This is a genomic window from Pyxidicoccus sp. MSG2, from assembly GCF_026626705.1.
GTDB lineage: Bacteria > Myxococcota > Myxococcia > Myxococcales > Myxococcaceae > Myxococcus.
Window position 1 is genome coordinate 5,355,578 of sequence record NZ_JAPNKC010000001.1, and the last position, 21,988, is coordinate 5,377,565.

Annotated in this window: 18 protein-coding genes; 11 read left to right on the forward strand and 7 right to left on the reverse strand. The window is 69.8% G+C overall.

All coding sequences use genetic code 11. The features are described from left to right. Positions 1-127: 127 nt before the first annotated feature. Both OV427_RS20745 and OV427_RS20750 read left to right on the forward strand, forming a co-directional pair. Positions 128-1,303 carry an SRPBCC family protein gene (locus tag OV427_RS20745; RefSeq protein WP_267857871.1) on the forward strand — a complete coding sequence of 392 codons (1,176 nt, stop codon included), beginning with the start codon at positions 128-130 and terminating at the stop codon, positions 1,301-1,303. Positions 1,304-1,353: 50 nt separating this feature from the next. Then, the gene (locus OV427_RS20750) at positions 1,354-2,874 is read left to right on the forward strand and encodes a DUF4166 domain-containing protein (RefSeq protein WP_267857872.1); all 1,521 of its coding nucleotides are present in this window, start codon (positions 1,354-1,356) and stop codon (positions 2,872-2,874) included. Positions 2,875-2,910: 36 nt separating this feature from the next. Here OV427_RS20750 and OV427_RS20755 read toward each other — a convergent pair whose 3' ends face one another. Next, positions 2,911-4,098 carry a hypothetical protein gene (locus OV427_RS20755; protein ID WP_267857873.1) on the reverse strand — a complete coding sequence of 396 codons (1,188 nt, stop codon included), beginning with the start codon at positions 4,096-4,098 and terminating at the stop codon, positions 2,911-2,913. Then, on the reverse strand, positions 4,098-5,933 hold the full coding sequence (locus OV427_RS20760; RefSeq protein ID WP_267857874.1) for a hypothetical protein: 1,836 nt from the start codon (positions 5,931-5,933) through the stop codon (positions 4,098-4,100). Before OV427_RS20760 ends, OV427_RS20755 begins: the two co-directional genes overlap by 1 nt. 124 nt (positions 5,934-6,057) lie before the next feature. Here OV427_RS20760 and OV427_RS20765 point away from each other — a divergent pair, with 124 nt between their 5' ends. From OV427_RS20765 to OV427_RS20775, 3 genes are all read left to right on the forward strand, one after another. Continuing rightward, positions 6,058-6,582 carry a DUF3592 domain-containing protein gene (locus OV427_RS20765; protein ID WP_267857875.1) on the forward strand — a complete coding sequence of 175 codons (525 nt, stop codon included), beginning with the start codon at positions 6,058-6,060 and terminating at the stop codon, positions 6,580-6,582. Positions 6,583-6,708: 126 nt separating this feature from the next. Beyond that, positions 6,709-7,656 carry a hypothetical protein gene (locus OV427_RS20770; RefSeq protein ID WP_267857876.1) on the forward strand — a complete coding sequence of 316 codons (948 nt, stop codon included), beginning with the start codon at positions 6,709-6,711 and terminating at the stop codon, positions 7,654-7,656. 117 nt (positions 7,657-7,773) lie between these two features. Next, the gene (locus tag OV427_RS20775) at positions 7,774-8,967 is read left to right on the forward strand and encodes a tetratricopeptide repeat protein (RefSeq protein WP_267857877.1); all 1,194 of its coding nucleotides are present in this window, start codon (positions 7,774-7,776) and stop codon (positions 8,965-8,967) included. 35 nt (positions 8,968-9,002) lie between these two features. Here the strand turns inward: OV427_RS20775 and OV427_RS20780 are convergent, their stop codons facing one another. After that, the gene (locus tag OV427_RS20780; protein WP_267857878.1) at positions 9,003-11,180 is read right to left on the reverse strand and encodes a tenascin-X; all 2,178 of its coding nucleotides are present in this window, start codon (positions 11,178-11,180) and stop codon (positions 9,003-9,005) included. A gap of 173 nt (positions 11,181-11,353) precedes the next feature. On the opposite strand from OV427_RS20780, the gene OV427_RS20785 reads away from it, so the two are divergent. From OV427_RS20785 to OV427_RS20795, 3 genes are all read left to right on the forward strand, one after another. Continuing rightward, entirely contained in the window at positions 11,354-12,451 is a 1,098-nt protein-coding gene (locus tag OV427_RS20785; RefSeq protein WP_267857879.1) for a hypothetical protein, read from the forward strand. A 218-nt stretch (positions 12,452-12,669) separates the two neighbouring features. After that, complete coding sequence (locus OV427_RS20790; protein WP_267857880.1) at positions 12,670-12,963, forward strand: hypothetical protein; 294 nt, start codon at positions 12,670-12,672, stop codon at positions 12,961-12,963. A 29-nt stretch (positions 12,964-12,992) separates the two neighbouring features. Further along, positions 12,993-13,289: a hypothetical protein gene (locus OV427_RS20795; RefSeq protein WP_267857881.1), complete on the forward strand. Its 297-nt coding sequence runs from the start codon at positions 12,993-12,995 to the stop codon at positions 13,287-13,289. Between the two features lie 48 nt (positions 13,290-13,337). Here the strand turns inward: OV427_RS20795 and OV427_RS20800 are convergent, their stop codons facing one another. Both OV427_RS20800 and OV427_RS20805 read right to left on the reverse strand, forming a co-directional pair. Next, entirely contained in the window at positions 13,338-14,219 is an 882-nt protein-coding gene (locus OV427_RS20800; protein WP_267857882.1) for a hypothetical protein, read from the reverse strand. Continuing rightward, complete coding sequence (locus OV427_RS20805; RefSeq protein ID WP_267857883.1) at positions 14,216-15,028, reverse strand: hypothetical protein; 813 nt, start codon at positions 15,026-15,028, stop codon at positions 14,216-14,218. Before OV427_RS20805 ends, OV427_RS20800 begins: the two co-directional genes overlap by 4 nt. 476 nt (positions 15,029-15,504) lie before the next feature. Between OV427_RS20805 and OV427_RS20810 the strand changes: the two genes are divergently transcribed. From OV427_RS20810 to OV427_RS20820, 3 genes are all read left to right on the forward strand, one after another. Then, a complete protein-coding gene (locus tag OV427_RS20810) occupies positions 15,505-17,094 on the forward strand; it encodes a serine/threonine protein kinase (protein WP_420718363.1) in 1,590 nt (529 codons plus the stop codon). 75 nt (positions 17,095-17,169) lie between these two features. Then, positions 17,170-18,135 carry a glutathione synthase gene (gene gshB / locus OV427_RS20815; protein ID WP_267857885.1) on the forward strand — a complete coding sequence of 322 codons (966 nt, stop codon included), beginning with the start codon at positions 17,170-17,172 and terminating at the stop codon, positions 18,133-18,135. 317 nt (positions 18,136-18,452) lie between these two features. Further along, the gene (locus OV427_RS20820; protein WP_267857886.1) at positions 18,453-20,264 is read left to right on the forward strand and encodes a PHB depolymerase family esterase; all 1,812 of its coding nucleotides are present in this window, start codon (positions 18,453-18,455) and stop codon (positions 20,262-20,264) included. 51 nt (positions 20,265-20,315) lie between these two features. On the opposite strand, the gene OV427_RS20825 is transcribed toward OV427_RS20820, so the two are convergent. Continuing rightward, positions 20,316-21,563, reverse strand: a complete 1,248-nt coding sequence (locus tag OV427_RS20825; protein ID WP_267857887.1) for a type II toxin-antitoxin system HipA family toxin — start codon at positions 21,561-21,563, stop codon at positions 20,316-20,318. After that, on the reverse strand, positions 21,550-21,891 hold the full coding sequence (locus OV427_RS20830) for a helix-turn-helix domain-containing protein (RefSeq protein ID WP_267857888.1): 342 nt from the start codon (positions 21,889-21,891) through the stop codon (positions 21,550-21,552). The genes OV427_RS20825 and OV427_RS20830 overlap by 14 nt, the downstream gene beginning before the upstream one ends. Positions 21,892-21,988: the final 97 nt, after the last annotated feature.

Sequence of the window (21,988 nt, forward strand, 5' to 3'; positions counted from 1 at the left end):
GCACCCGCGTTGTCACCACTGTCCACGGCGTTGACAGTGACGGTGCCGTGGACCCCGTGACGCCCTGAGGTTTCGCACGGTTGGGGTACCTCGCGGCGCTGGCCGCCCCGTTGCACAGGTGCCGGGTATGACTGCCGCCTTCTACCTGCTGCTGGCGATCGGACTGCTGGGCGCCTTCGACGTCCTCTACTTCCACACGTGGCGCAGCCGCCTCCAGGAGCGCGCCGAGTGCCAGCGGGAAGTTCTCTGGCACACCGTGCGCCACGTCATCTACGGGCTCCAGTTCCTCTGGGTGCCACACCTGCGCTTCCAGGGCGCGGCGCTGGGGTTGCTCGCGGTGCTCTACGCGGCGGATGTCTTCGTCGCCTGGGCCGATGTCTGGGAGGAGCGCGACAGCCGCGCACCCCAGGGTGGCCTGCCTCGCGGCGAGTACTTCATGCACGTGGTGCTCAGCGTGCTCGTCGGGCTGTACCTCATGTCCATCTTCCACGTCGTGTGGCCCGACCGGCTCCTGCCCACCGGCCTTCGCGTGGACCCGCCCGCTGTCCCCGTGGCCCTACGCACGCTGATGACGGTGATGGGCGTGGTGGCGCTGGCCTCGTTTGCTCGGGACCTGGCGCGGTGGTTCGCGTTCCGCCGCATGCCGGTGGCTTCGCTTCCGAAGCAGCCGCCTCCGCGCCGCATCGTCGTGGAGGCGCTCATCCCCGCCCCCGTCGAGACCGTGTGGGAGCGCACGCAGGAGCCGGAGCTGCACACGCAATGGGACGTGCGCTTCACCTCCATCCGCTACCTGCCGGAGTGCGACTCGCGCGGCTTCCACCTCATGGACTACCGCACGCACCTGGGCTTCGGAATGGAGGTGAAGGGCTGGGGCCGCTACCTCGCGAACACGCCGCTGGTGCGCTCCACCTTCGAGTTCGGCTCGGACGACTTCCGCAGCCTCATCCTCAAGGGCCGCGGTCTGTGGCTCTACGAGCGCAGGGCGGAGGGAACGTTCTTCAAGACGGTGTTCGACTACCAGACGCGACACGGCGTGGTGGGCGAGTTGCTCGACGCGGTGCTGTTCCGTCCGATCATGCGGCTGGGCACGGAGTGGGGCTTCGAGACACTGCGCCAGTGGTGCGCGGGGGATGAAGGCGCGCCGGCCCGGGGCCGCTCGCGGTGGCGCTTCGCGCTGTTCGTCCTCGCGCGCGTGCTGGGCAGGGCGCCCGCTCCGGGTGCGGCACGGAGCTGGCTCGGCTCCGGCAATGAGCACCGTGAGGCGGCGCCCTCCTGTGGAGAACTTGTGGAGGTATCGCCATGAGCGGCTCGGCCTCGGCGGAGGGGGTGGAGGGATTCCGGAGGAAGGGCTTCATGAGAGCGAGTGAGACCCCGCGCGCCGTCGGTGACGACGGACCTTCCGCGCGAGGACGGCAGCACGGCGTCGGCGTGCTCCGCGATGACTGCTCGTGCCCGCTGGAACAGGGACAGGAGGATGCCGATGAGGGCATTGCCGCTGTAGAGCTCGCGGACGCACGGAAGTGGCTGCCCGGTGCATCTTCGGAAGAAGCGCTCCGGGCCTTCGTGCAGCGTCAGCGGGCATCCCGCCTGGCGGTGGCACTGCTCGCGGACTTCTACCGGGCCCACCCCTGCCGCATGGCCCGGGTGCACCTGCTCGTCGCGAGCGCCGTGGCCCTCGGCCGCTTCTGGGGCGTGTCCGCTCCGTTCGCCCGACTGGGCGCGGCGGTGCTGCCGGTGGACTCAATCGGACGGCCGCGCACTGCGGCCTGGGCCTCGTACGCGCGGGCCTGTGCCGAAGGACTTCCCCTGGAGATTCGCGACGAGCGGTGGATTGAAGCCCACCTGCAGGACGCCGCCGAGGCACGCGAAGCCGGACACGAAGCGGCCTTCCTCATGGAGGCACGGGCCCATGACGGTGAGCCGCTGTGGCGGCTGCTCGTGCAGCACCTGGAGATGACGCTCGGCTCGCGCTTCTTCGACCAGCCTGCCCTCGCTGGCGCGGTGTCGGGTGAGGCGGCGATGGCTCACGGCATGGCCGTGACACTGAGGCGACTGCTGCGCGCCGGGTGGAGCCTGCTCCAGCACTATGCGCTCGCCACCGCTCGCGCGGTGCTCTTCCCTCGCTGGCCGGAGTACCCGGGACTGGTGGACGAGCGGCGCACGGCCTGGCTGCTGCTCTCCAGTTTCGTCACCGCGTGGGCCGCGGCTGGTGTGTATCGCCGGGGCGTGCGCGCCCTCCACCGCGGCCAGCGCGTGGGCCCCGCGGAGGCATGGCCCCTGCTCGCGGCGACGCTCGGTGCGGACGTGGCGCGCGTGGACCCTCGCGTGGTGCGCTTCTACAGCAACCCCGGTGCGTGGGCCGTGAGTGCCTCCGTGGAGCTGCGCACGCGGATGGCCCGGGGCATCGCATGGGTGGCCACGCGGCTGCTCGGGCAGGGTGTCTCCGAGCACGGTGCACGGGCCTTCCCCTCGCGCTTCCGCACCTTCCGCCGCGTGGACGGCTCCATGCACTTCGTGCGTGAGCTGTACTGCGACGGCGTGCTGCGCGTGTTCGACTCCGACTTCGTCGTGCGCAAGGGCCGGCTCTACGAGGTCTTCGTCGAGCACGGACTGGAGGTGGAGCTGGACGTCCGCGTGCTGGAGGACGGCGGCGTGTCCCTGCGAGGCCACCGTGTGCGGTGGCACGGACTGCCGGTGCCGCTGTTCGGACTGTGCGTCGAGTTTCGCACCCACTCCGCCCCGGACGGCTCCGAGGCCGTGGACATCATCGGCACGCTCTCGCCCAAGGGCATGCATGAGAACCCGCTGGGCCGCATCCACTACAAGGCCTGGCGCGACGAGGTCCGCATGACCCAGAGCCCGGCGATGGCCTGAGCGAGAACCGGTCGACACGTTCTCCACAGTGCGAGGTCACGCCCTGCGCTTGCCACCGCCTCGGGTGAGTCGTCGAAGCCCATGGGCTCGCGCGGGCACGGCACGGCGGAGTCTCGGAGGCACCTGCTGCCTCTCCACGTCCTCGAACAGGAGGTCCACATAGAGCGCCCCCTGGGGAGGGGTGCTCGGCATGCACCGTGCGCGGAGTCGCGAGACTCCGTTGCCTTCGGAGATGACCGCGTACCGCTGCCTTCCGTCCGCACCTCCCACGGGAAGGATGTCATCGAGGATGTCTTCGTCCGGCGTGCCAGGGGCCCCCACCTGGAGGAAGTGCACCGGCCTCAACACGTCCTGTCTCTTCATCACCTTCCAGCTCCGCGTCCCCGCGTCTCCAGCGAAGAGCAACCGCCAGCCACGCCACTCCAGGCTGAAGACGATGCTCGTGTTCTTCGCAGCCGTGTCGATGGCGAGCAGGTCGTCTCCCATTCCCTGGCGCCGCCACTTGAGCAGGTTGTAGAAGGCGCTCGCGTCCACTCCGGCCGGAGGTCCTGGCACGTGGAGTGACAGCTCCCCTCCCGGCCGCCGCTCCAGTCCCAGCGCCACCGGGAAGACGCGCCCCACGTACTCGTGGGTCTCCACCTCGGGAGCCCAGACCTTCAGCGTCGCTTCCTTGAGCGGGTGCATCCGCTTCGGCGATGCATCCCGGCTCAGGTAGTGCGTGCGTTCCGCCGAGCTTCGCAGGAGCTCCGCGCGCGCTTCCGCCTTCCGGTAGTCATTGCCGAGAAGCAGGGACGGCACCGAGCCACGCGCCGCTTCCGGCCGCAGCCGGCAGTACTCGCGTAGGTCGTCGTACAGAGCCCTGCGCTCCGCGAGCTGCCTCGCTGACTCGCGGTGTTGCTCGGCGTAGTCCGGCGCCGCCGAGGCCGTCAGCCATGCATCCCGGAGCTTCAACGGCTCACGCGGTGGCGGCCCCTTCACATGTCCCAGGTGCTCATGTGCCAGCACGTAGAGGTCCAGGGGAGCGCCGTCCAGTTGTGCCAGCACATCCTCCAGCACGGGATGAAAGACCGGGTCCACACCGTCCTCGTCCGGCAGCAGGTTGCCCGCGTCGACGAGCACGTGCCGCACCGTCGTCAGCCCCGTGTTCACGTCGTAATCCGGCACCGAGACGAGCAGCGTGTCCCCGAACCGCGCGCTGTACGTCCTCACCCGAAGCGCGGCCATCACCCACCCCCATTCCGGTACCGGCGTTCCTCCACCATGTGCAGCATGTGCGCCGTGCCCACCACGCGGAGCACGCCGCCGGAGATCTCCGCCTGGATGGCGCCACACAGCTGCTTGCCATCCGGACCCAGCGCCTCATCCCCCACGCGCAGCAGGTCCTCGTCCATCAACTTCCGCAGCATCCCGTCCCGCTCCAGCTTGCGCGTCGGGCTCCGGTCCGACGTGAGCAGCACCCGCACCCGCCGCGTCTCGCAGTCGATGACGAGCGTCGTGCCGAAGGTCACCTGTCTCAAGTCCGGCAGCTCTCCACCGGGCACCTCGTCGGGCTCATCCACCTTCCAGGAGACCTTGAAGATGCACTCGGTGACGCGCTTCTTCGCGTGCTCACCGCCCGCATAGGACAGCTTCTTCACCACCAGCCTCGGCGCGATGTGGAACGAGCGTCCCCTCGGGATGTGCAGGAAACCGCGGTGCCGGTTGGCGAAGTCGTAGGCGGCCCAGTCACTCTTCGCCAGCGTGTCCAGGTCCACCCGCGACAGGGCGGGATGCTTGAAGCCGGTTCGCACGCGCAGCTCGCTCGGATGTTTCACGATGCCCCTGCGCACGAACTCCTGGCACAGCCACACGCGCGGCTCGCCGCTGTCCGGATGCGCGGCCTCGTCCGCGGCGAGGATGGCCCGCCCCAGGTCCGCGAACGACACCTCTCCCGGCGGCAGGTAGTCCAGCCCCCGGTACAGGCTCCGCTTGAAGCGCGAAGTGGCCACCGCCAGCGCCTTGCCGGAGACACGCCTTCGCGCCTCCTGCCATGCGTCATCGGCCACGAAGCCCTGGTGTGCCAGCGGTGGCTCGGGTGCGTCTACCGGTGTCTGCCGCGCCGTCTCCGTCGGAGCCACCAGGGACGTGCGCGCCTGGTGCTTGCGCGCGAACTCGTCCTTGAGCGCTTCGTGCAGCCTCAGCAGGACCGAGTAGAGCGCGCCGGAGAGCACCTCGCTCAGCGCGTGCGGCTCCAGTGAGGTGACGACGTCCTCCGACTTCCCTCCGTCGATGGGCTTCAGTGTCTTCTGGTTGAGCAGGTCGCGAAGGTGGCCCTTGTGTCCCAGCGCCTGACCGAACTGCTCGCCAATGGCGCTGAACGCGCCGGAGCTGGCGATGCTGCCTCCCTGCGTCCGCAGCACCTGCCGCACGAGCGGCTTGCACCGGAAGGCGGCGAGCGCCGCGGTGAGGTCCGCCACCGCCTCGTGCAGCGCGAGCGCCTGGGGCGACAGCGCGTGGTACAGGTCCGGGAGGATGCCATCCAGCACCGCGTGCGCCGTCTCGTGCGCGATGATGTCCTGCGAGTGGCAGGTATAGACGCGCTCCTCCCCGCGTCCGCTCAGCAGCGGGTGGCGGAAGTAGAAGAACTGCAGGGAGCGGGACTCGCGCTGGTAGAAGGCGTTCGCCCACTCGCCCGCCTGGGGCACGACGAGCAATTGCGAGCCCTCGAAGGCCCAGCACACCTTGCGGCCGAGCGCATCGTCCTCCTCGAACATCTCCAGCGTCCGGAGCACCGCGCCGAAGACGCTCACCTGGATGACGTCCGGTGCGTCCAGTTGCTCGGGGTCCTTCAGGAGGAACGTCCCCGGCGTGCCCTCCCGCTCGGGGGGTTGGAAGCGAGCGCCCCGCCTCAGCCGGCCGGTGCGCGCGTCCAAATCCAGCACCGCCACGCGCGGCGACACGGGCCCGTCCAGCACCACGTCCTCGCTTCGTAGATGGACCCACTCCATCAGGGGAATGCTCCGCTCACCGGCGGCGACCGGGTCCTGCACGAGCACCGGAATGCGGATGTCGACGGCCATGCCCTTCCCCCACGCGTGATTCCTCACCGGGTGGAGGCATGGTCCGCAGGATGTGATGGGCGAGCCGGCCAGGGGGCCCGCTCGACGGCAGCCTGGAGACCGCTGCTATGGTGCTGCACCCATCATGAAGCCACTGCTCCTGTCGGTGCTTTCCACCATCGCCGTCATCCTCGGCGTCGTCGGCCTGGGCGTCCTGGTCTGGGGATTCCTCCGGATGCGGCAGACCGCGCGGACGAAGAACTGGCCCACCACCCAGGGCACCATCCGCTCCTCCACCGTCACCTCGCGCGAGGCACCCTCGCTGAAGCAGGAGGAGAGCTACGACGACGACGCCCCGAAGCCCAAGCCCCAGGTCCTCTACCGCCCACGGGTGGAATACACCTACACGGTGGACGGGCAGAGCTACACGGGCACGGCCCTGGGCCGGGACGTGGTGGAGGTCAGCAGCCAGCAGCACGCGCAGACGCACGCGGCGCGTTACGTCCCCCGCGCGCCCGTCACCGTCTTCTATGACCCGAACGACCCGGGCCAGGCCCTGCTCGAGCCCGGGGTCCAGGCTGCCTCATGGGCCATCCCCGGTGCCGGCGCCGCCGGCATCATCGTCTCCACCGCCTTCTACTTCTTCATCCGCTGGTTCAGCGGCCGCTGACCGCCCCGGATGGGTGGGTGCGCACCCGGGGGGTGGAGATCCAAAAGATCCAGCCCCACGCAACCCCGCGCTACATCCCACCGACAATCGCTCAAGCTTTAATTTCCTGACCTCGGAGCGTCCCCCATGTCCACCAAGAGCCTGCAAGGCTTCAACTTCCTCGGGCTGTCGAAGGCCTTCAAGCAGCCGGAAATCGCCAAGCAGCCCCAGAAGAACCAGGTGGCGACGCAGCCGGACAAGAAGAACACCCACATCGACGAGAACGGTCGCTACAAGAACAGCTTCCAGTCGTCGGGGCAGATCAACAAGAACTACAACAAGAGCTACTCGCGCGGCGACACGAGCGACCTCTTCACCCCCAATGCCAACCAGGGCAAGTTGGGCAAGCTGGCCGGGAAGCTCCCGGGCGTGACGCTGACCGAGGGCTCCTTCGACAAGAGCGTCGTGGGCTACGGCAAGGCCGGCAGCTTCGGCAGCCCCGGTAGCATCGCCCAGGGTCAGGGCAGCTTCACGGTGGGCGAGCTGTCCGCGAGCGGCAGCGGCAAGGTCTCCTTCGAGGGTGGCGCGCTCAAGGCCGTCGGTGACATCAAGGCCAGCGCCACGCTGCTGCACGCGCAGGGCAACGTCCGCGTCGGCAAGGGCGACTACAACCTGCAGGCCTCGGGTGAGGCGTACGTCGGCGCCCAGGCCAAGGCCCACGGCGAGCTGACCATCGACCCGGCCAAGGGCATCTACGCGGCGAAGATTGGTGGCGACGCCTTCGTCGGCGCCCGTGCCGGTGTGGAGGCGCAGGCCAACCTGGGCAAGTTCGGCAGCGTCGGTGGCCGCGCCGAGGCGTGGGCGGGCGCGGGTGTCGCGTTCAACGCCGAGCTCGGCTTCAAGAACGGCCGCCTCAAGGCCCGCTTCGACATCGGCGCGGCGCTCGGCGTGGGCTTCAAGCTGGGCTTCAACGTCGACATCGACCTCAAGGGCATCAAGGACACCGTCAAGAAGGTCATCGAGAAGCCCGTCGAAATCGTGAAGGACGTTGCCAAGAGCGTCGGCAACGCGCTGAAGAAGCTGAAGTTCTGGTAGCGCTCCGCTCCAGCTCCCACACCCCCGGGCGCGAGTCGTCCGTGGTGCTCCCAAGCACCACGGGGCTCGCGCCCTCTGTTTTCAGGGCCACCCCCTCCCCTGGCATACTCTCCCGCCATGACCACCCAGAGCATGCAGGCGCTGTTGAAGGCCGGCGAGGTCGACAAGGCCCGGGCACTCGCGGAGAGCGCCCTCAAGCAGAACAAGGACGACCGGGGCGCGCTGCTGACGCTCGCCAAGCTGGCATCGGTGGACGGTGACTGGGCGCGCGCGGAGGAGTTGCTCCAGCGCGCCACCAAGGGCGGCGTGGAGGACGCGGACTCGCGCCTGGTGAAGGCCGCGCTGGCCACGGAGCGCGGTGACACCGACGGCGCCCAGGCTCTCTACACGCAGGTCATCCGCGAGGCGAAGCCCCCGCGCGCCGAGGCGCACTTCGGCCTGGGCTACCTGCTGGCCGCGAAGGAGGACTTCGCCGGGGCCCGCAAGGCCTTCGAGAAGGCCGTGGAGCTGGAGCCGGAGATGGCGGCGTACCGCTTCCACCTGGCCCGCATCCTCCTGGCCCTGGAGGAGCTGAAGCTCGCGCTGCCGCAGTTGGAGAAGTCGCTGGAGCTCAACCCGCTCAACCCGCCCACCTACGTCATCTGGAGCGTGGTGCTGCAGCAGTTGGGGGAGATGGAGACGGCGGAGAACCTGCTGCGCCAGGGCCTGAAGCTGATTCCGGACCACCCGGAGCTGCTCAACCAGCTGGGCGCGGTGCTCGCGGCGCGCGGCAACGTGGCCGAGTCGTTCAGCCTCGCCAAGCGCCTGGCCGTGCAGTTCCCCGACGACGCGTCGATGCAGGGCAACCTGGCGCGGATGATGATGGCCACCGGGCACCGCCAGGAGGCACTGGACGTGTGCCGCAGCCTCGCGCACCGCGGGCTGTCCACGGCGCAGACGAAGTCCATCGAGGCCATGGTGCTGGAGTCCATGGAGCCGCCCGACGTCGAGGGCGCGGTGACGGCCTGGCGCGAGGCGATGGACCTGGACCCGGACGACTGGGCCTGCGCCAACAACCTGGGCAACCTCCTGATGCGCTGGGAGGAGGGCAACGCCGACGAGCGCCTCACCGCCGCCTCGGAGATTCTCATGGAGGCGATCCGCCGCGCACCCTCGCGCGCGGAGCCGCTGCTCAACCTGGCCCTCGTCACCGCGCGCAAGGGTGAAACGTTGAAGGCGAAGGCGATGGCCCGCCAGGTGCTCAAGATGGCCCCCGCCGGCGAGAAGGAGCTCCGCGAGCAGGCGGAGCGGCTCATCAAGACGCTGGGCTGAGCTTCACCCCGGAGGGAGGCACCCCGGCCTCCCTCTCAGCGCACCCGGTTCTCATGGTGGCCGTGCCCCGGCCCACCGAAGGTGCCCGGCCACGGCTCGTTCGCGGGCAGCAGTCCGGGCATGGAGAAGCGCAGGAAGCGCGCCTGGCTGTAGGCGAACGGAGGGTCGCACTCGCCGCAGGTGGAGGCACCCTCCATCATCATCAGCGCCCCCGGTGCCAGCTCCAGCAACTGCGGCACCGTGCGCGGCGTGTACGCGAGGGAGCACTGGAAGGCCTCGCTCCCGTCCTTCGCATTCACGCCCACCAGCAGCCGCTGGTTGTTGCCCGTCGCGGTGGTGAGCACCAGGGTGTCCGGCGGCAGGCCCTCACCCACCGGCCACGAGGCCAGCCGCAGCTCCTTCGTGCCCAGGCTCTGTCCGGACTTCAGCGTGTACGTCCACGCCGGGCCCAGCGCCGGCAACCCGTAGCCCTTCAACTCCGTCACGGTGGCGGCTCCACCACCGGGGTTCAGCGAGGTGCCCGGCGCGCTCGGCACCACCACCTCGCGGGTGGCCACCAGGCGGCCGAACTCCTGGGGAAGGGAGCCCAGGGGCGCGCCGTCCACCGTGCTCAGCGCCTGCGTGCCGCGCTCGGGCATCAGCAGCCCGTTCACCACCGCCAGCTCGCCGGCGCGGAAGGACTCCAGCTTCTTCCAGCGCGGCACCCCGTCCGAGGAGAACGCCATCATCAGCGTGGGCGCCCCCGCCTGCAGCGGGGCTCCCACGTTCGTCGTCTTGGAGAAGGCCACGTACAAGTCCCCCACCACGTCCGACGCGAGGCCGAAGGGGTGCGGGTGGTTGCACTCGGCCAGGAGCGGGTCCGTCAATTCCTGCGCGGACACCATGCGGCCGAAGGCATCCAGCACCACCAGGAAGTACATGCGGCACAGCGTGTCGCGGGGCTGCCCGGCGGGGTAGGCCTCGAAGAGGGCGGCCAGCCGGTCCGGCGCCATCACCGCCAGCCGCGCCAGGAAGAGCGTCAGCGTCTTCTGCGCGAAGTCCGGCCGTGCCTGGGCCAGCGTGAAGGTCCACCGCGGCGCGCCCGTGGAGCGCTCCAGCAGCGACACCGTGCCGTCCTGCGGCAGGTCCATGCACAGCAGCCGGTCATTCCACAGCATGCAGCGCCGCGCCGAATCGGAAGAGCGCACCGGACTCTTGCCCGTCACGTCCAGCACCGGCGCGGCGTAGAAGCCCGACAGCGTCACGTCGCCCTCGGGCCCCACCAGCATGTCGTGCAGGCCCTGACCCTCGGCCCGCGCGTCGTAGCTCCAGTCCGCCGCCAGCTGTATCGCTTCGGGGCGCTCGCACACCGGGCCGTTGCAGCGGCCCTCGCCCTGGCACGGGCTGGCGTTCGCACACACGAAGCCGTCCGGCAAATCGCGACGCGCGCACCGGCCCTCCACGCACACGTCCGCGGCGTCACACCCGCGCGCCGAGCCGCAGAAGGTGCCATCCGGCGCGGGCGCCAGACCGCAGCCCTTCACCGGGTCGCACGTGCCCACCCTGCACTTCCCGTCCCCCGGGCATGGCGGCGCCGGCACCGTCTGGCAGCCGTCCAGCGCGTGGCACACGTCCGTGGTGCAGGCGTTGCCGTCGTCGCACACGCGCTCGCTGCCCTTGCACCGGCCCGCCTGGCAGGTGGCGTCGGTGAGACACGCGTTGCCCGGGTCGCACGCGGTGCCGTCCGGCAGCACCGTCTCCACGCACTGCTCGGTGTTCACGTCGAAGGTGGCCGTGGTGCACGTCACCGGCGTGAAGCAGTCCGGAATCGGCTTCGCCTCGGCCACGAGCACCAGGTCCACGCGACCGCCGTCGGAAGCCGTGCCCGTCACCGTGACTTCGTACGTGCCCACCGCGGACGGCGAGAAGCGCAGGCGCACCGGCACCTCGCCCGTCTCCACGCGCACGGGCAGCACGTCCATCAGCAAGAAGGGCGTCGTCACCTCCGTCCAGGTGACGTCCAGCGGCGCGCGGCCGCCATTCACGACCCGCACCTCGGCCTCGCGCATGGTGCCGGGGTACGCGGCGGGGAACTCCACGCGCTCCTGGGACAGCCGCAGCCGCCCCACGGCGCCGACCAATGGCTTCTCCCGGCAGGCCAGGCCCGCCCCGAGCACCACCGCCAGCAGGATGACCGCCCGCCCCACCCCGCCTGCTCTCGTCGCGCGCGCCATGGGTGCCTCCCCGGAGAGGTCGCATATAACCCTCGCGAGGGAAGGATGCGAGGGGGGCACCCCGGAAGCTCCTCCGCTGTCGGCCAGCCACCCTCCCGTAACGACATGCGTTTCGGTTGCTGAACGGTGCACCCTGTAGACTGGGCACCGCCTCCCACCTGGAGCCGTCTCCAATGTCCGCCCTTCGCTCCGCCTTCGCGCTCGCCATGCTCCTGCTACTGGCCGCGCCCGCCTCCCGCGCCGCGGAGGACGTGCCGCGCACCCTGGCCTTCCAGGGCCGCCTCGTGCGCGCGGACGGCACACCGGAGAACACGCCGCAGGACCTCACCTTCACCCTCTACGCCACGCCTGGCGGCGGCACGCCCCTGTGGCAGGAGCGCATGCCCTCCGTCCAGGTGACGAATGGCTATTACGCGGTGGTGCTCGGCTCCGCGCAGCCGCTGCGGTACGAGCTGACGGAGGGCAGCGCCCTGTTCCTCGGCGTCGCCATCACCGGCCAGTCGGAGCTCACCCCGCGCCTGCAGATGGCCTCCGTGCCCTTCGCCCTGCGCGCACAGGACAGCCGCCTCCTCGACGGCCGCGCCCCCGCCACCTTCGCCAACGCCAACCACGCCCACCCCGCCGCCACGCCCACCTCCGACGGCTTCCTGTCCGCCGACGACAAGGCGAAGCTGGACGAACCCGCGCCCACCTATGGCGACGGCCTCGCCGCCAGCGGCACGCCTCTCAACGTGCGCGTCGCCTTCACCACCTCCGGCGGGAACAATGGCACCTTGCGCACCGTCGCCCGTGGGGACCATGCCCACGCAGCGGCCACGACCACCACCGCCGGCTTCATGTCCCCCGCGGACAAGGCGAAGCTCGACACGCCGGCCCCCACCTTCGGGGACGGCTTGTCCGTCAGCGCCGGCACGCCGCCTACCGTGAGCGTCGCCTTCTCCACCTCTGGTGGAAGCAACGGCACCTTGCGCACCGCCGCGCGCGCGGACCACTCGCACGCGAAGCCCGTGCTGGCATGCACGTACCGCCAGGCCTCGGCCAATGACACGGGGGACAACCAGGCCTCCGTCGCGTGGTGCGCCAGCAACGAGCAGCTCAACGGAGGCGGCTGCGGCAACCTGGAGGGCCCTGGCGGCGTGGACTTCATGCCCGTGGGAGTCACGCTGGATAGCGGCGCGGTGTCCACGGGCGGCCCGGGCTACCGGTGCCGCAACAGCACCACGGGTGTGCCGGCGCCCACCGCCTACGCCATCTGCTGCCGCATCCCCTGAGGCACTCCAGGGCAGGGCGCGCGCCCACGGGAAGACAGGCTCCCCGCGAGAAGTGCTCGAGAAACCCTCCCACCTGGAGCCACAGCGGGGACTTCAAAGAGTTCAGGGCTGTGCCTGGATGTACCAGTGATTTTTTCATGTGAGTCCATGCCGAGCCTCCGCAACCGCGCGGAATGGCTGGACTGCACGGGGGTACGGTTCTGGCAATCGGGCGGGGCATGATCTCCGCCGACTCCGCTGGCACGTCACAGTCGTCGCAGGCCTTCACCGTGCTCATCCCACGTGGACTGCAGGCCACGGTGGATGGGTTGCCGTCGGAGGCCCGGCAGGAACTGCTGGCTGAGTTGTTCCGCATGGCCGCACTTGCACACCAGGAGCGGAACCTGCTCCCTTCCTCGGCGCCGTACACGCTGCGGCTGGACCTGGCGGGCTGCCACGTGAGCGTGGAGCTGGACCCGGCGCGCTCGCGCCTCACGCTCGCCGGGCTCGTCCGCGCCCGCGCACTGGCTTGAGCCCGGTGGCACGCGACGGGTTGCGATAGATGTCACGCCGGGCTGGATACGAAGAATCCTGGGACCTGACCTATCTGGTGGAACAGCTTCGCGAGCTGATCGGCCGAGACCTCCGGCTGCGCCCGGAGCTGGCCGAGGAGCTGGAAGACACGCTGGACAGCCTGGTGCTCCGCAACCAGCGCCTGCGAGGACTCCAGCGCATGGTGAACGCGGAGCGCGAGCCGGATGACCTCGCCATCCTCCGCCGCGCGCTGGAGAACATGGACCGCGAGCTGCTGGACAAGCTGCCCATGCTGCTGGAGCGCCTGCGCGCCGTGATTGCCTGAGCGACGTCCCTCGTCGCGATGTCTCGAGCGACGGCTCGCGCCGTCGCTTCAGGGAACGATGCCGGGATAGAGCGTGTGCGTCGGACCGCGCATGGGCCCTCCGCCAATGCCGCCGCCCACACTGCCCCGCCCCGACGGCAGCACGGCGCCGGCCGGAGCCACGCCCTGGGCCTCATGGCGCACGGGGCCCTCGCAACGTCCGGAGCGGCAGCCTTCGAGTCCCTGGCACGGCCGCCCCGCTCCGCACGTCACCTCCTGGCAGGCGCCCGCGCGGCACACCTGGCCGGAGGGACACGCGGGCACGGTGGAGCACGCATCGGTGACGGGCAGGCAGGTGCCGCCACGGCATGTCTCACCCGTGCCGCAGTCCGTGTCGGTGGTGCAGGCCAGCGCCGAGCACGCGCCGTCACGGCACACCTGCTGGGACGGGCAGCGTACGACCGCGCAGCCGGAGGCCGGCACGCAGCGGCCGTCCGCGCCGCAGCGCTCGTCCGGCTCGCAGTCGAAGCCGCCGCTGCACGCGACGCTCCGGCATACGCCGCCCGGCCTGCACACCGTGGACTGCGGACATGCAACGCCGATACAGGTGTCATACGCACATGCCGACTCCACGCAGCGCTCCGTCGGGAAGCACGCCACGCCAGAGCCGCAGCCCACCCGGCCGCAGGTGCCCTGCCGGCACCGCTCGCCCGGCTGGCACGTCACGCCGAGGCACGCGGGCTCCACGCACGCACCCTGCTCACAGACCTGGCCCGCGCCGCAGGCCAGGCCCCGGCACGTGGTGGCGAGGCATCGGCCCTCCACGCACGTCTGCCCGCCGGGACAGGCCACGCTCGCGCACAGGTCCGGCTCCACCAGCGTCGGAGTCTCCTCGCATGCGCCCAGCACCAGCAGCACGGCGAGGGCGAGCAGCCGCGAGGCCCATGTCATGGCAGTCGCTCCGTCCGGTCCGCTGGCGGCAGCGCGAGTGGCGGAGGCTGGCTGAGCACCACGCCCAGCACCACGCCCGCGGCCGCCGCGAGTCCCACGCCGCCCACCACGAAGGGCCACACCGGCCGCCCCTCCTCCACCTGCTCCTCCACTCCCGGCGGTGCCACCTCGAGCGCCGCCGCCACCGCCGGCGGAGGTGCCACCTGGGCATCGAACCGCAGCGGCGCCCGCATGCTGCCCTGCTCGAACAGGACGGCACCGCCGCTGTCACGCGCCATGGCATAGGCCTCCACCGCGCGCTCCGGTGCCGCCTTCACCGCCACCGGCCCGGGCGGCTTCCCCACCGCCGCGCTGAAGCCCGCCGCGCCCGGCTGCCGCACCGCCACCAGCAGCTCCACCGCCACCGGCCGGGGCTGCTCCAGCGTGGCCACCACCCGCCCGTCCTTCGCGCGCGTCACCGTCAGCACCGGCCGCTGGCCCTCGAGCGCCTTGCGTGCCGCCTCATACGGAGCGCGAATCTTCGGCCCCAGCGACGCCTGCACCCGCGCATCCGGGTCCAGCACCAGCAACATCTCGAAGGCCTCCTGGGCCTCCTGGGGCTGCCCCATGAAGGCGCGAGCCAGTGCCAGCCCCTCCCATGCCATCAGCCGCTCCGCGCGGCTCCCAGGGGCAGCCAGGGCCTCCTGGTAGGCCGCCGCGGCCGCGTCGAACTCCAGCGCGTCGAAGGCCTGCTCTGCCCGCGTCAGCGGAGGCTCCGCGCCCCAGGCGGAAGCCGCGCACAGCCAGAGCGGAAGGATGAGGGCGCGCACCGACCTGGCACTCTACAGCCCTGTGTCTCCACATCCACAGGGCGCATTGTCCCCACCCGCCGACTGCTTCTTCTATAGGTTCATAGAGGTATTGATCTAACGGTAGTAGAAGCAGGGACCCCAGACTTGGGGACAAGTCAGCAAGCTCGCGAGATGACTCAGGAATCCGCGCGCTGCTACATGTGGGTAAACTGGAGGTTTCCCCCGGGCTCCCACAGGTGTTGATCCACGCCCCCGCTTCTCCACAACCCCACCCCCTCTGTCCACAGGCCATCCACAGGCACCGAGTGGATGCGGGGCCCACGGGCCGTGCCGGCGGATTCTCACGGGACGTCCGTCCCCTACAAGCCTGTTATCGTCCGTAACGGTTGAGGGTCCCCGGGAGCGGGGCGCTGGTGGAGGGTTTCCCCATCGACTTGTATCGGGGCGAGCGCATCGGAAAGTACGAGGTCGTCACCCAGCTGTCCGTGGGCGGCATGGCCGAGCTGTTCCTCGGCTTCACCTCGGGTCCGGGTGGTTTCCGCAAGTACGTGGTCATCAAGCGCATCCTCCCGGACGTGCGGGACAACGCGCAGTTCGAGCGCATGTTCCTCGACGAGGCGCGCATCACCGCGGCCTTCAACCACCCCAACATCGCCCAGGTGTTCGACCTGGGGCAGGAGGACGACGGCCTCTACCTGTCCATGGAGTTCATCGCCGGGCAGAACCTGAACCAGATTACGAGCGCCTTCCTGCGCCGCAGGCAGCAGATGCCCATCGGCTTCACGCTGTCGGTGGCTCGCGACGTCTGCATGGCGCTGCACTACGCGCACACCTTCACCGCGCCCTCCGGAGAGCCCAGCCCCGTCATCCACCGCGACGTCGCGCAGAAGAACATCATGGTGACGTACGACGGCGTGGTGAAGCTGCTCGACTTCGGCATCGCCAAGGCGAAGGGCAGCCTGGAGCGCACCAGCGCCGGCACCGTGAAGGGCACCACCGGGTACATGTCCCCCGAGCAGGTGCGCGGCGACAAGCTGGACGGCCGCAGCGACTTGTTCTCCGTGGGGGTGATGATGCACGAGCTCATCACCGGAGCGCGCCTCTTCGCCGGCAAGGACGAGCGCGAAGAGATGGTGAAGATTCTCGAGGCGCCCATCCCCTGGCCCTCGCACGTGTCGCCGCACGTGCCGGAGGGCGTGTCCAAGGTGGTGATGCAGGCGCTGGAGCGCAGCCGAGAGAAGCGCTTCCTCAACGGCCGCGACATGGCCCGGGCGATTGAAGCGGCCGCGGCGCGGCTGCTGATGGACTCGGACCACCGGGCGTCGATGATGCAGGAGCTGTTCGCCGAGCGGATGGCGGCCACGCGCTCGCTGCTGGAGAGCGCGGAGGGCACGGCGAGCACCTCCATGGTGGACAAGGCGAAGCGCGCGCTTCGCGGGGATGACGGGCCGTACCTGCCGGAGCGGCTGGACGACTCCACGCCCCAGAGCGGCGTCGCCTCGGTGCCGCGCAAGCCGTCGCGCCGCGGACGGGGGACGGGGAAGCAGCCCGCCGTGGCCGACACGGCGAAGACGGAGAGCCCGTCGTCCCGGCTGTCCAATGCGCTGTGGGGACTGTTGCTGGTGGGCATCGTCGTGGGCGGAGGCTTCGCCGCGTGGCGCCTGTCGCAGGTGCTCAACGCGACGGTGGAGCCCGTGCCGGAGCTGCGCACCCTGGTGGACCCGCGGCTCCCCGTCTTCCGCGAGCCGGGCACGCCGGAGCCGGACGCGGGGACGGCGGTGGCGCAGGTGAAGGTGGAGCCGCCTCCGGTGCGTGAGGACAAGGGCACGAAGCCGGTGCGGACGACCGAGTCCCCGGCGCGCGGCAAGGGGAAGCTGACGCTGGTGGTGACGCCGGACGCGGACGTGTACCGCGGCAAGAAGAAGCTGGGCCGCACGCCCCTGTTCAACGTGGTGCTGCCCGCGGGCGACCACACGCTGTTCGTCATCGGCCCGGACAAGAAGAAGCGCGTGCTGGCCGTGCCCATCATGGCGGGGCAGAAGCTCCCGCTGCGCCTGAAGCTCGCGGAGATTCCCGAAGGGTGAACAGTCCCCGCGAATGAGGGGCGCTCGTGGGCGCGCTCCGCTATCTTCGCGGCCCCAACCTCCACCCCGGACAGCATGGCCGCGCTCACCATTGGCTTCCTGATGGACCCGCTCGAGACGGTGCGGGTGAACCACGACTCCACGTTCCAGCTGATGCTGGAAGCGCAGAAGCGCGGCCACCAGGTGCGCTACTTCGAGCAGGGCTGGCTGCGCTTCAACGGCACCTGCGCCGAGGCCCGCATGCGCCGCGTCACCGTGCGCGCCGAGCAGGGCCGGCACTTCGACGTGCTCGACGAGGCCGCCCACCCCCTGTCCACGCTGGACGTGCTGTTCATGCGCAAGGACCCGCCAGTGGACGCGGAGTTCCTCCACGCCACGCAATTGGTGGAGCTGTGCGGTGACAGGGCGCCCGCCTTCATCAACAGCCCCGCCGGCATCCGCGACGCCAACGAGAAGCTCTTCGCGCTGCGCTACCCGGACCTGATGCCGGACACGCGCATCACCCGCGAGCTGTCGGTGCTGCTGGACTTCATCTCTCGCAACGCGCAGGGCACCATCCTCAAGCCCATCGACGGCTTCGGCGGCAAGGGCATCCTCTTCCTGTCGCCCACGGACCGGAACGCGCGCTCGGCGGTGGAGTTGCTCACGCTGGGCGGCCGCGAGGCCGTGGTGGCGCAGGCGTACATTCCGGAGAGCCGCCTGGGTGACAAGCGCATCCTCCTGGTGGACGGCGAGCCGGTGGGCGGCGTGCTGCGCGTGCCCTCCGAGGACGACCACCGGGGCAACATGGCCGCCGGAGGAGTGCCCCGGAAGGCCGTGCTCACGGCGCGCGACCTGGAAATCTGCGAGCGGCTGAAGCCCGAGCTGCGCCGGCGCGGGCTGCTGCTGGTGGGCATCGACGTGCTCGGGGACTACCTCACCGAGGTGAACGTCACGAGCCCCACGGGCATCTACGAAGCCAACCAGTTGGACGGTGTCTGCGTGGAGGCGAAGGTGCTGGACGTGGCCGAGCGACTGGCCGCCCAGCGCAACGCGCGGTAGCCGCCGGATGCTCACGGGGTGCCTTCCCTCTGTCAGCCCATGCCGCGAGCTGAAGGGTGGTTCAGCTTTCACCCCATCTACCGACGCAACGCGCCATGGTCGGCCCTGGCGCGGTGATTTGAATGTTGGTTCATGTTTCATGCGTCCGGCGACGCGTCGCGCCTTGAATCAATGAGAGTCGAGGGAGTCAGGTCTCGCTCCTCGGCCGCCGCTCTCCCCCCACTGGCGGCCCGGGAGGCACCATGCACACGCAACACCCCCGCCGTGCTCCGTCGTGCTCGCCGTTCCCCGGTTCAAGTCTCGCGGCGCTCCTGCTCATGAGTGCCGTCGGTTGTGGTTCCCCCGAAGAAGCGTCCCCGCGCGAGGCCGCGCCCGAGGCCGTGCTGGAAGTCGAGAGCTCGCTGACGCAGGTGACGGGCTTCGGCACCAACCCGGGCAATCTCTTGATGTATCGCCACGTGCCGACGGGGATGCCCGCCAACGCGCCGCTGGTGGTGGTGATGCACGGCTGTACGCAGACGGCCGCGGCCATGGAGAACACGGGCTGGACGGCGGCGGCGAACCTCTACAAGTTCTACGTCGTCTATCCGCAGCAGCAGAGCGGCAACAACGCGAGCAGTTGCTTCAACTGGTTCGAGCCCGGTGACATCACCCGCGGCCAGGGCGAGGTGCTCTCCATCAAGCAGATGGTGGACGCGATGAAGTCCGCGTACTCCATCGACGCGTCGCGGGTGTACCTCAGTGGTTTCTCGGGCGGTGGGTACATGGCTCCGGCGCTGCTGGCCACCTACCCGGACGTCTTCTCCGCGGGCGCCATCAACTCGGGCGGCCCGTACAAGTGCGCGCTGACGATGACCGCGGGCTTCAACTGCATGAGCCCGGGCGTGGACAAGACGCCCGCCGCCTGGGGTGACCTGGCGCGCAGCGGGTACTCCGGGTACACGGGCGCGTGGCCGCGCGTCTCCATCTGGCACGGGACGAGCGACTTCACGGTGAAGCCGATGAACCTCACCGAGGCGATGGAGCAGTGGACCAACGTCCACGGCATCGACCAGACGGCGGACACCACCGAGACGGTGAGCAACTTCCCGCACAAGGTGTACCGGGACGGCTCGGGTAACGCGAAGGTGGAGACGTGGGAGATGACGGGCATGGGGCACGGCGTGCCCGTGGACGCGCAGTACAGCTTCCCGGGCAGCTCCACGGTGTGCGGCACCGCGGGCGCGTACCTGCTCGACGTGAATATCTGCGCCGTCTACTACCAGGCGCAGTTCTTCGGCCTCACGGGTGCCGTCACCCCGGGAGACACGACGCCGCCCACGGTGAATGTGACGGCGCCGGCCAACGGGGCCACGGTGAGCGGCACCGTCACGGTGACGGCGAGCGCCTCGGACGCGGTGGGCGTGGCGCGGGTGGAGTTCCTGGTGGATGGCAGCACCGTGTCCACGGACACAGCGGCGCCGTATGAGTTCGCGTGGAACAGCACGGGTGTCTCGAACGGGACGCACACGCTGGGAGCGCGGGCGTTCGATGCGGCGGGGAACCAGGCCACGGACAACGACACGAGCGTCACCGTGAGCAACAGCGGCACGCCGACGCCCGTGACGGTGAGCTTCACGAGCATCACCGGGGATGACGGCTACATCAAGGCGAACGCGGATGGCAGCGCACCGGCGCTGGGGACGCTCACGGGCCTGGCGCTGGGGCGCGGGACGGATGGGAAGTACAACCGCTCGTTCATGTCCTTCGACACGTCGAGCATTCCGGACACGGCGACGGTCACCCGTGTGTACCTGACGGTGACGTACTCGTCCGGCTCGGGTGACCCGTGGTCCACGCCGGCGGGGAACACGCTGCTCATCGACGTGAAGAACGGCACGTTCAACGCGGCCACCACGGAGACGGCGGACTGGGCCACGGCCGCCACCGCGAGCAGCGTGGCGAGCATCGGCAGCTTCACGTCGGGCACGAAGGCCTCGGGAGACTTCAGCGGCGCCGGGCTCTCCGCCATCAACCTCACGGGGAAGACGCAGCTGCGGCTGGGCTTCAGCGGGAATCAGACGGCGACGCAGTACCTGTTCGTGAAGGACGGCACGGGCGCCACGCTGACCGTCGTGTACACGCCGTAGTGTGACGTGGGGACGGCGGGCCGGAGTCTTGGTCTGGCCTGCCGTCCTGGTTCATCGCGTAGAGCCGTACTCGAACCCTTCGTAGTCGAACGCGCGTTCGATGGCCTTCACGTCGGCCTCGGTGCCGCCGCACTCCTTCACGACGTTACGCCAGCGGGCCGACACGAGGGCCTTCATCCTGTCGATGAGCTGGGTGGCTTCTTCTCTCGACAGTCGGAAGCGGCCGCACTCGCTCAGGAGGTTCTGGCGGTTGGCGCGCCGGTGCTGGGCGCTGCCCACCTCCATTGCCAGGTCACGCTCGGTGCTGGCCTGTGGCATCGGTGTGAGGTCGTAGGCGGGGGAAAGGCTCCACTCCGAGCCCGCGGCGATGAGCGCATGGTTTCGGGGATGGTCGTCGATGTTCGAGATGAGCGCGTTGAACACCATGCGTGAGAACAGCTCGAGCAGGTCCTCGTCCGGGTTGCGCACCCAGCGCTTCAGCTCGTCCCCCAGCAGGATGTACGACCACTTCGAGCGGTCCTGCGGACTCTCATCGGCGCGGAGGACCGTCAGCGCGCTGACCATGCGGTGCCGCAGGTAGCCTTCGCCGATGCGTCTCCGGTCGAACCGACGGACAAGGAGCACGTCCTGGCCCGCGACGTGGACGCGCCTGGCGAAGGCCGCGCGCAGACCGCACTCGCTGGCGAGCTGCAGCATGCCGCCTTCGACGGCTGCGTTGTTCCAGCGGTCGCTGCGGGCCGGGAACTTGGCCACCCACAAACCCTCCTCGTCCTCCACGACATTCTTGGGGCGCGCGCCTCCCATGGAGCTGCCCGGGTTCACCAGGTCGCTGACTTGTTGCACGGAGGGCGGCAGGCCCTGCTCGATTCGTTCGACTTCCTGGAGCAGGAGGCCCAGTTGGAGCACCTTGTTGAACTGATGGACGGGTGCGGGCGGTGTGGTGCTGAGTCCAAAGGACAGCGCCCCCGCCCGGTCCTCGGGTGACTGGAGGAGGAAGTCGACTTCAGTCAGGTCGGCATGACCCAGCTGGCGCTCGATGACCCTGCGTCCCCATGCATCCGGTGAGGAGTCTCGCAAGGCGCCGAAGATGCCGCCGAGCTTCGCTGTCTCGAACGTGCCCGGACGCAAGGGGAGCTCGAACTTCTCGAGCTCCACCGCGCGAGGGTTGGACAGGTAGCTTCTTCCGTAGACGAAGCGCCCCACGTCGCCTTGCTGCACGAAGCGCCCGCAGGTGACGACCTCCATGGACTCCGGGAGCTGGATGTACACGTAGCAACTGGAGTCGTCAGAAGTCGGCATCGAGGTCCGCCTTGGGGTGTACGCGCTTGGGCTGACGCGCCAGCTCCAGCGTCTTTCCCTCCTCGTCGCGGTCTGGCGAGGCGAGGTTCTCGAACTCGCGCTCGAGCCCCAGGGCCCAGAGCACCGTGAAGTAGGCGCTGAGCGCGGTGGTAGGACTGCCCTCTTCGATGCGCTTGAGGGTTCCCAGGGCGAGCCCCGTCTTCTTCGCGAGGTCCACCTGCCTCAAGCCGCGTCGGATCCGCGCGCGGGCGATGTTCTGGCCCAGGCGGGTCACCGCACGAAGGACGCTGACAGGGGTCGTGTCGGAGTTGAGGTTCTGACGGGGCATTTCAATCTATTGGCTGTAAAGATGCTTTAGATGCACTCTATTGCACCAGATGGTGCGATTCACGCATCAGTGGGTGCCTGGCTGCCCGCTCTTCGTA

What these genes read in the sequence shown, in the direction of transcription:
- OV427_RS20745 (WP_267857871.1), top strand. Translation starts at nt 128, where the DNA reads ATGACTGCCGCCTTCTACCTGCTGCTGGCGATCGGACTGCTGGGCGCC.
- OV427_RS20750 (WP_267857872.1), top strand. Translation starts at nt 1,354, where the DNA reads ATGAGAGCGAGTGAGACCCCGCGCGCCGTCGGTGACGACGGACCTTCC.
- OV427_RS20755 (WP_267857873.1), bottom strand. Translation starts at nt 4,098, where the DNA reads ATGGCCGCGCTTCGGGTGAGGACGTACAGCGCGCGGTTCGGGGACACG.
- OV427_RS20760 (WP_267857874.1), bottom strand. Translation starts at nt 5,933, where the DNA reads ATGGCCGTCGACATCCGCATTCCGGTGCTCGTGCAGGACCCGGTCGCC.
- OV427_RS20765 (WP_267857875.1), top strand. Translation starts at nt 6,058, where the DNA reads ATGAAGCCACTGCTCCTGTCGGTGCTTTCCACCATCGCCGTCATCCTC.
- OV427_RS20770 (WP_267857876.1), top strand. Translation starts at nt 6,709, where the DNA reads ATGTCCACCAAGAGCCTGCAAGGCTTCAACTTCCTCGGGCTGTCGAAG.
- OV427_RS20775 (WP_267857877.1), top strand. Translation starts at nt 7,774, where the DNA reads ATGACCACCCAGAGCATGCAGGCGCTGTTGAAGGCCGGCGAGGTCGAC.
- OV427_RS20780 (WP_267857878.1), bottom strand. Translation starts at nt 11,180, where the DNA reads ATGGCGCGCGCGACGAGAGCAGGCGGGGTGGGGCGGGCGGTCATCCTG.
- OV427_RS20785 (WP_267857879.1), top strand. Translation starts at nt 11,354, where the DNA reads ATGTCCGCCCTTCGCTCCGCCTTCGCGCTCGCCATGCTCCTGCTACTG.
- OV427_RS20790 (WP_267857880.1), top strand. Translation starts at nt 12,670, where the DNA reads ATGATCTCCGCCGACTCCGCTGGCACGTCACAGTCGTCGCAGGCCTTC.
- OV427_RS20795 (WP_267857881.1), top strand. Translation starts at nt 12,993, where the DNA reads ATGTCACGCCGGGCTGGATACGAAGAATCCTGGGACCTGACCTATCTG.
- OV427_RS20800 (WP_267857882.1), bottom strand. Translation starts at nt 14,219, where the DNA reads ATGACATGGGCCTCGCGGCTGCTCGCCCTCGCCGTGCTGCTGGTGCTG.
- OV427_RS20810 (WP_420718363.1), top strand. Translation starts at nt 15,505, where the DNA reads ATGGCCGAGCTGTTCCTCGGCTTCACCTCGGGTCCGGGTGGTTTCCGC.
- gshB (WP_267857885.1), top strand. Translation starts at nt 17,170, where the DNA reads ATGGCCGCGCTCACCATTGGCTTCCTGATGGACCCGCTCGAGACGGTG.
- OV427_RS20820 (WP_267857886.1), top strand. Translation starts at nt 18,453, where the DNA reads ATGAGTGCCGTCGGTTGTGGTTCCCCCGAAGAAGCGTCCCCGCGCGAG.
- OV427_RS20825 (WP_267857887.1), bottom strand. Translation starts at nt 21,563, where the DNA reads ATGCCGACTTCTGACGACTCCAGTTGCTACGTGTACATCCAGCTCCCG.
- OV427_RS20830 (WP_267857888.1), bottom strand. Translation starts at nt 21,891, where the DNA reads ATGCCCCGTCAGAACCTCAACTCCGACACGACCCCTGTCAGCGTCCTT.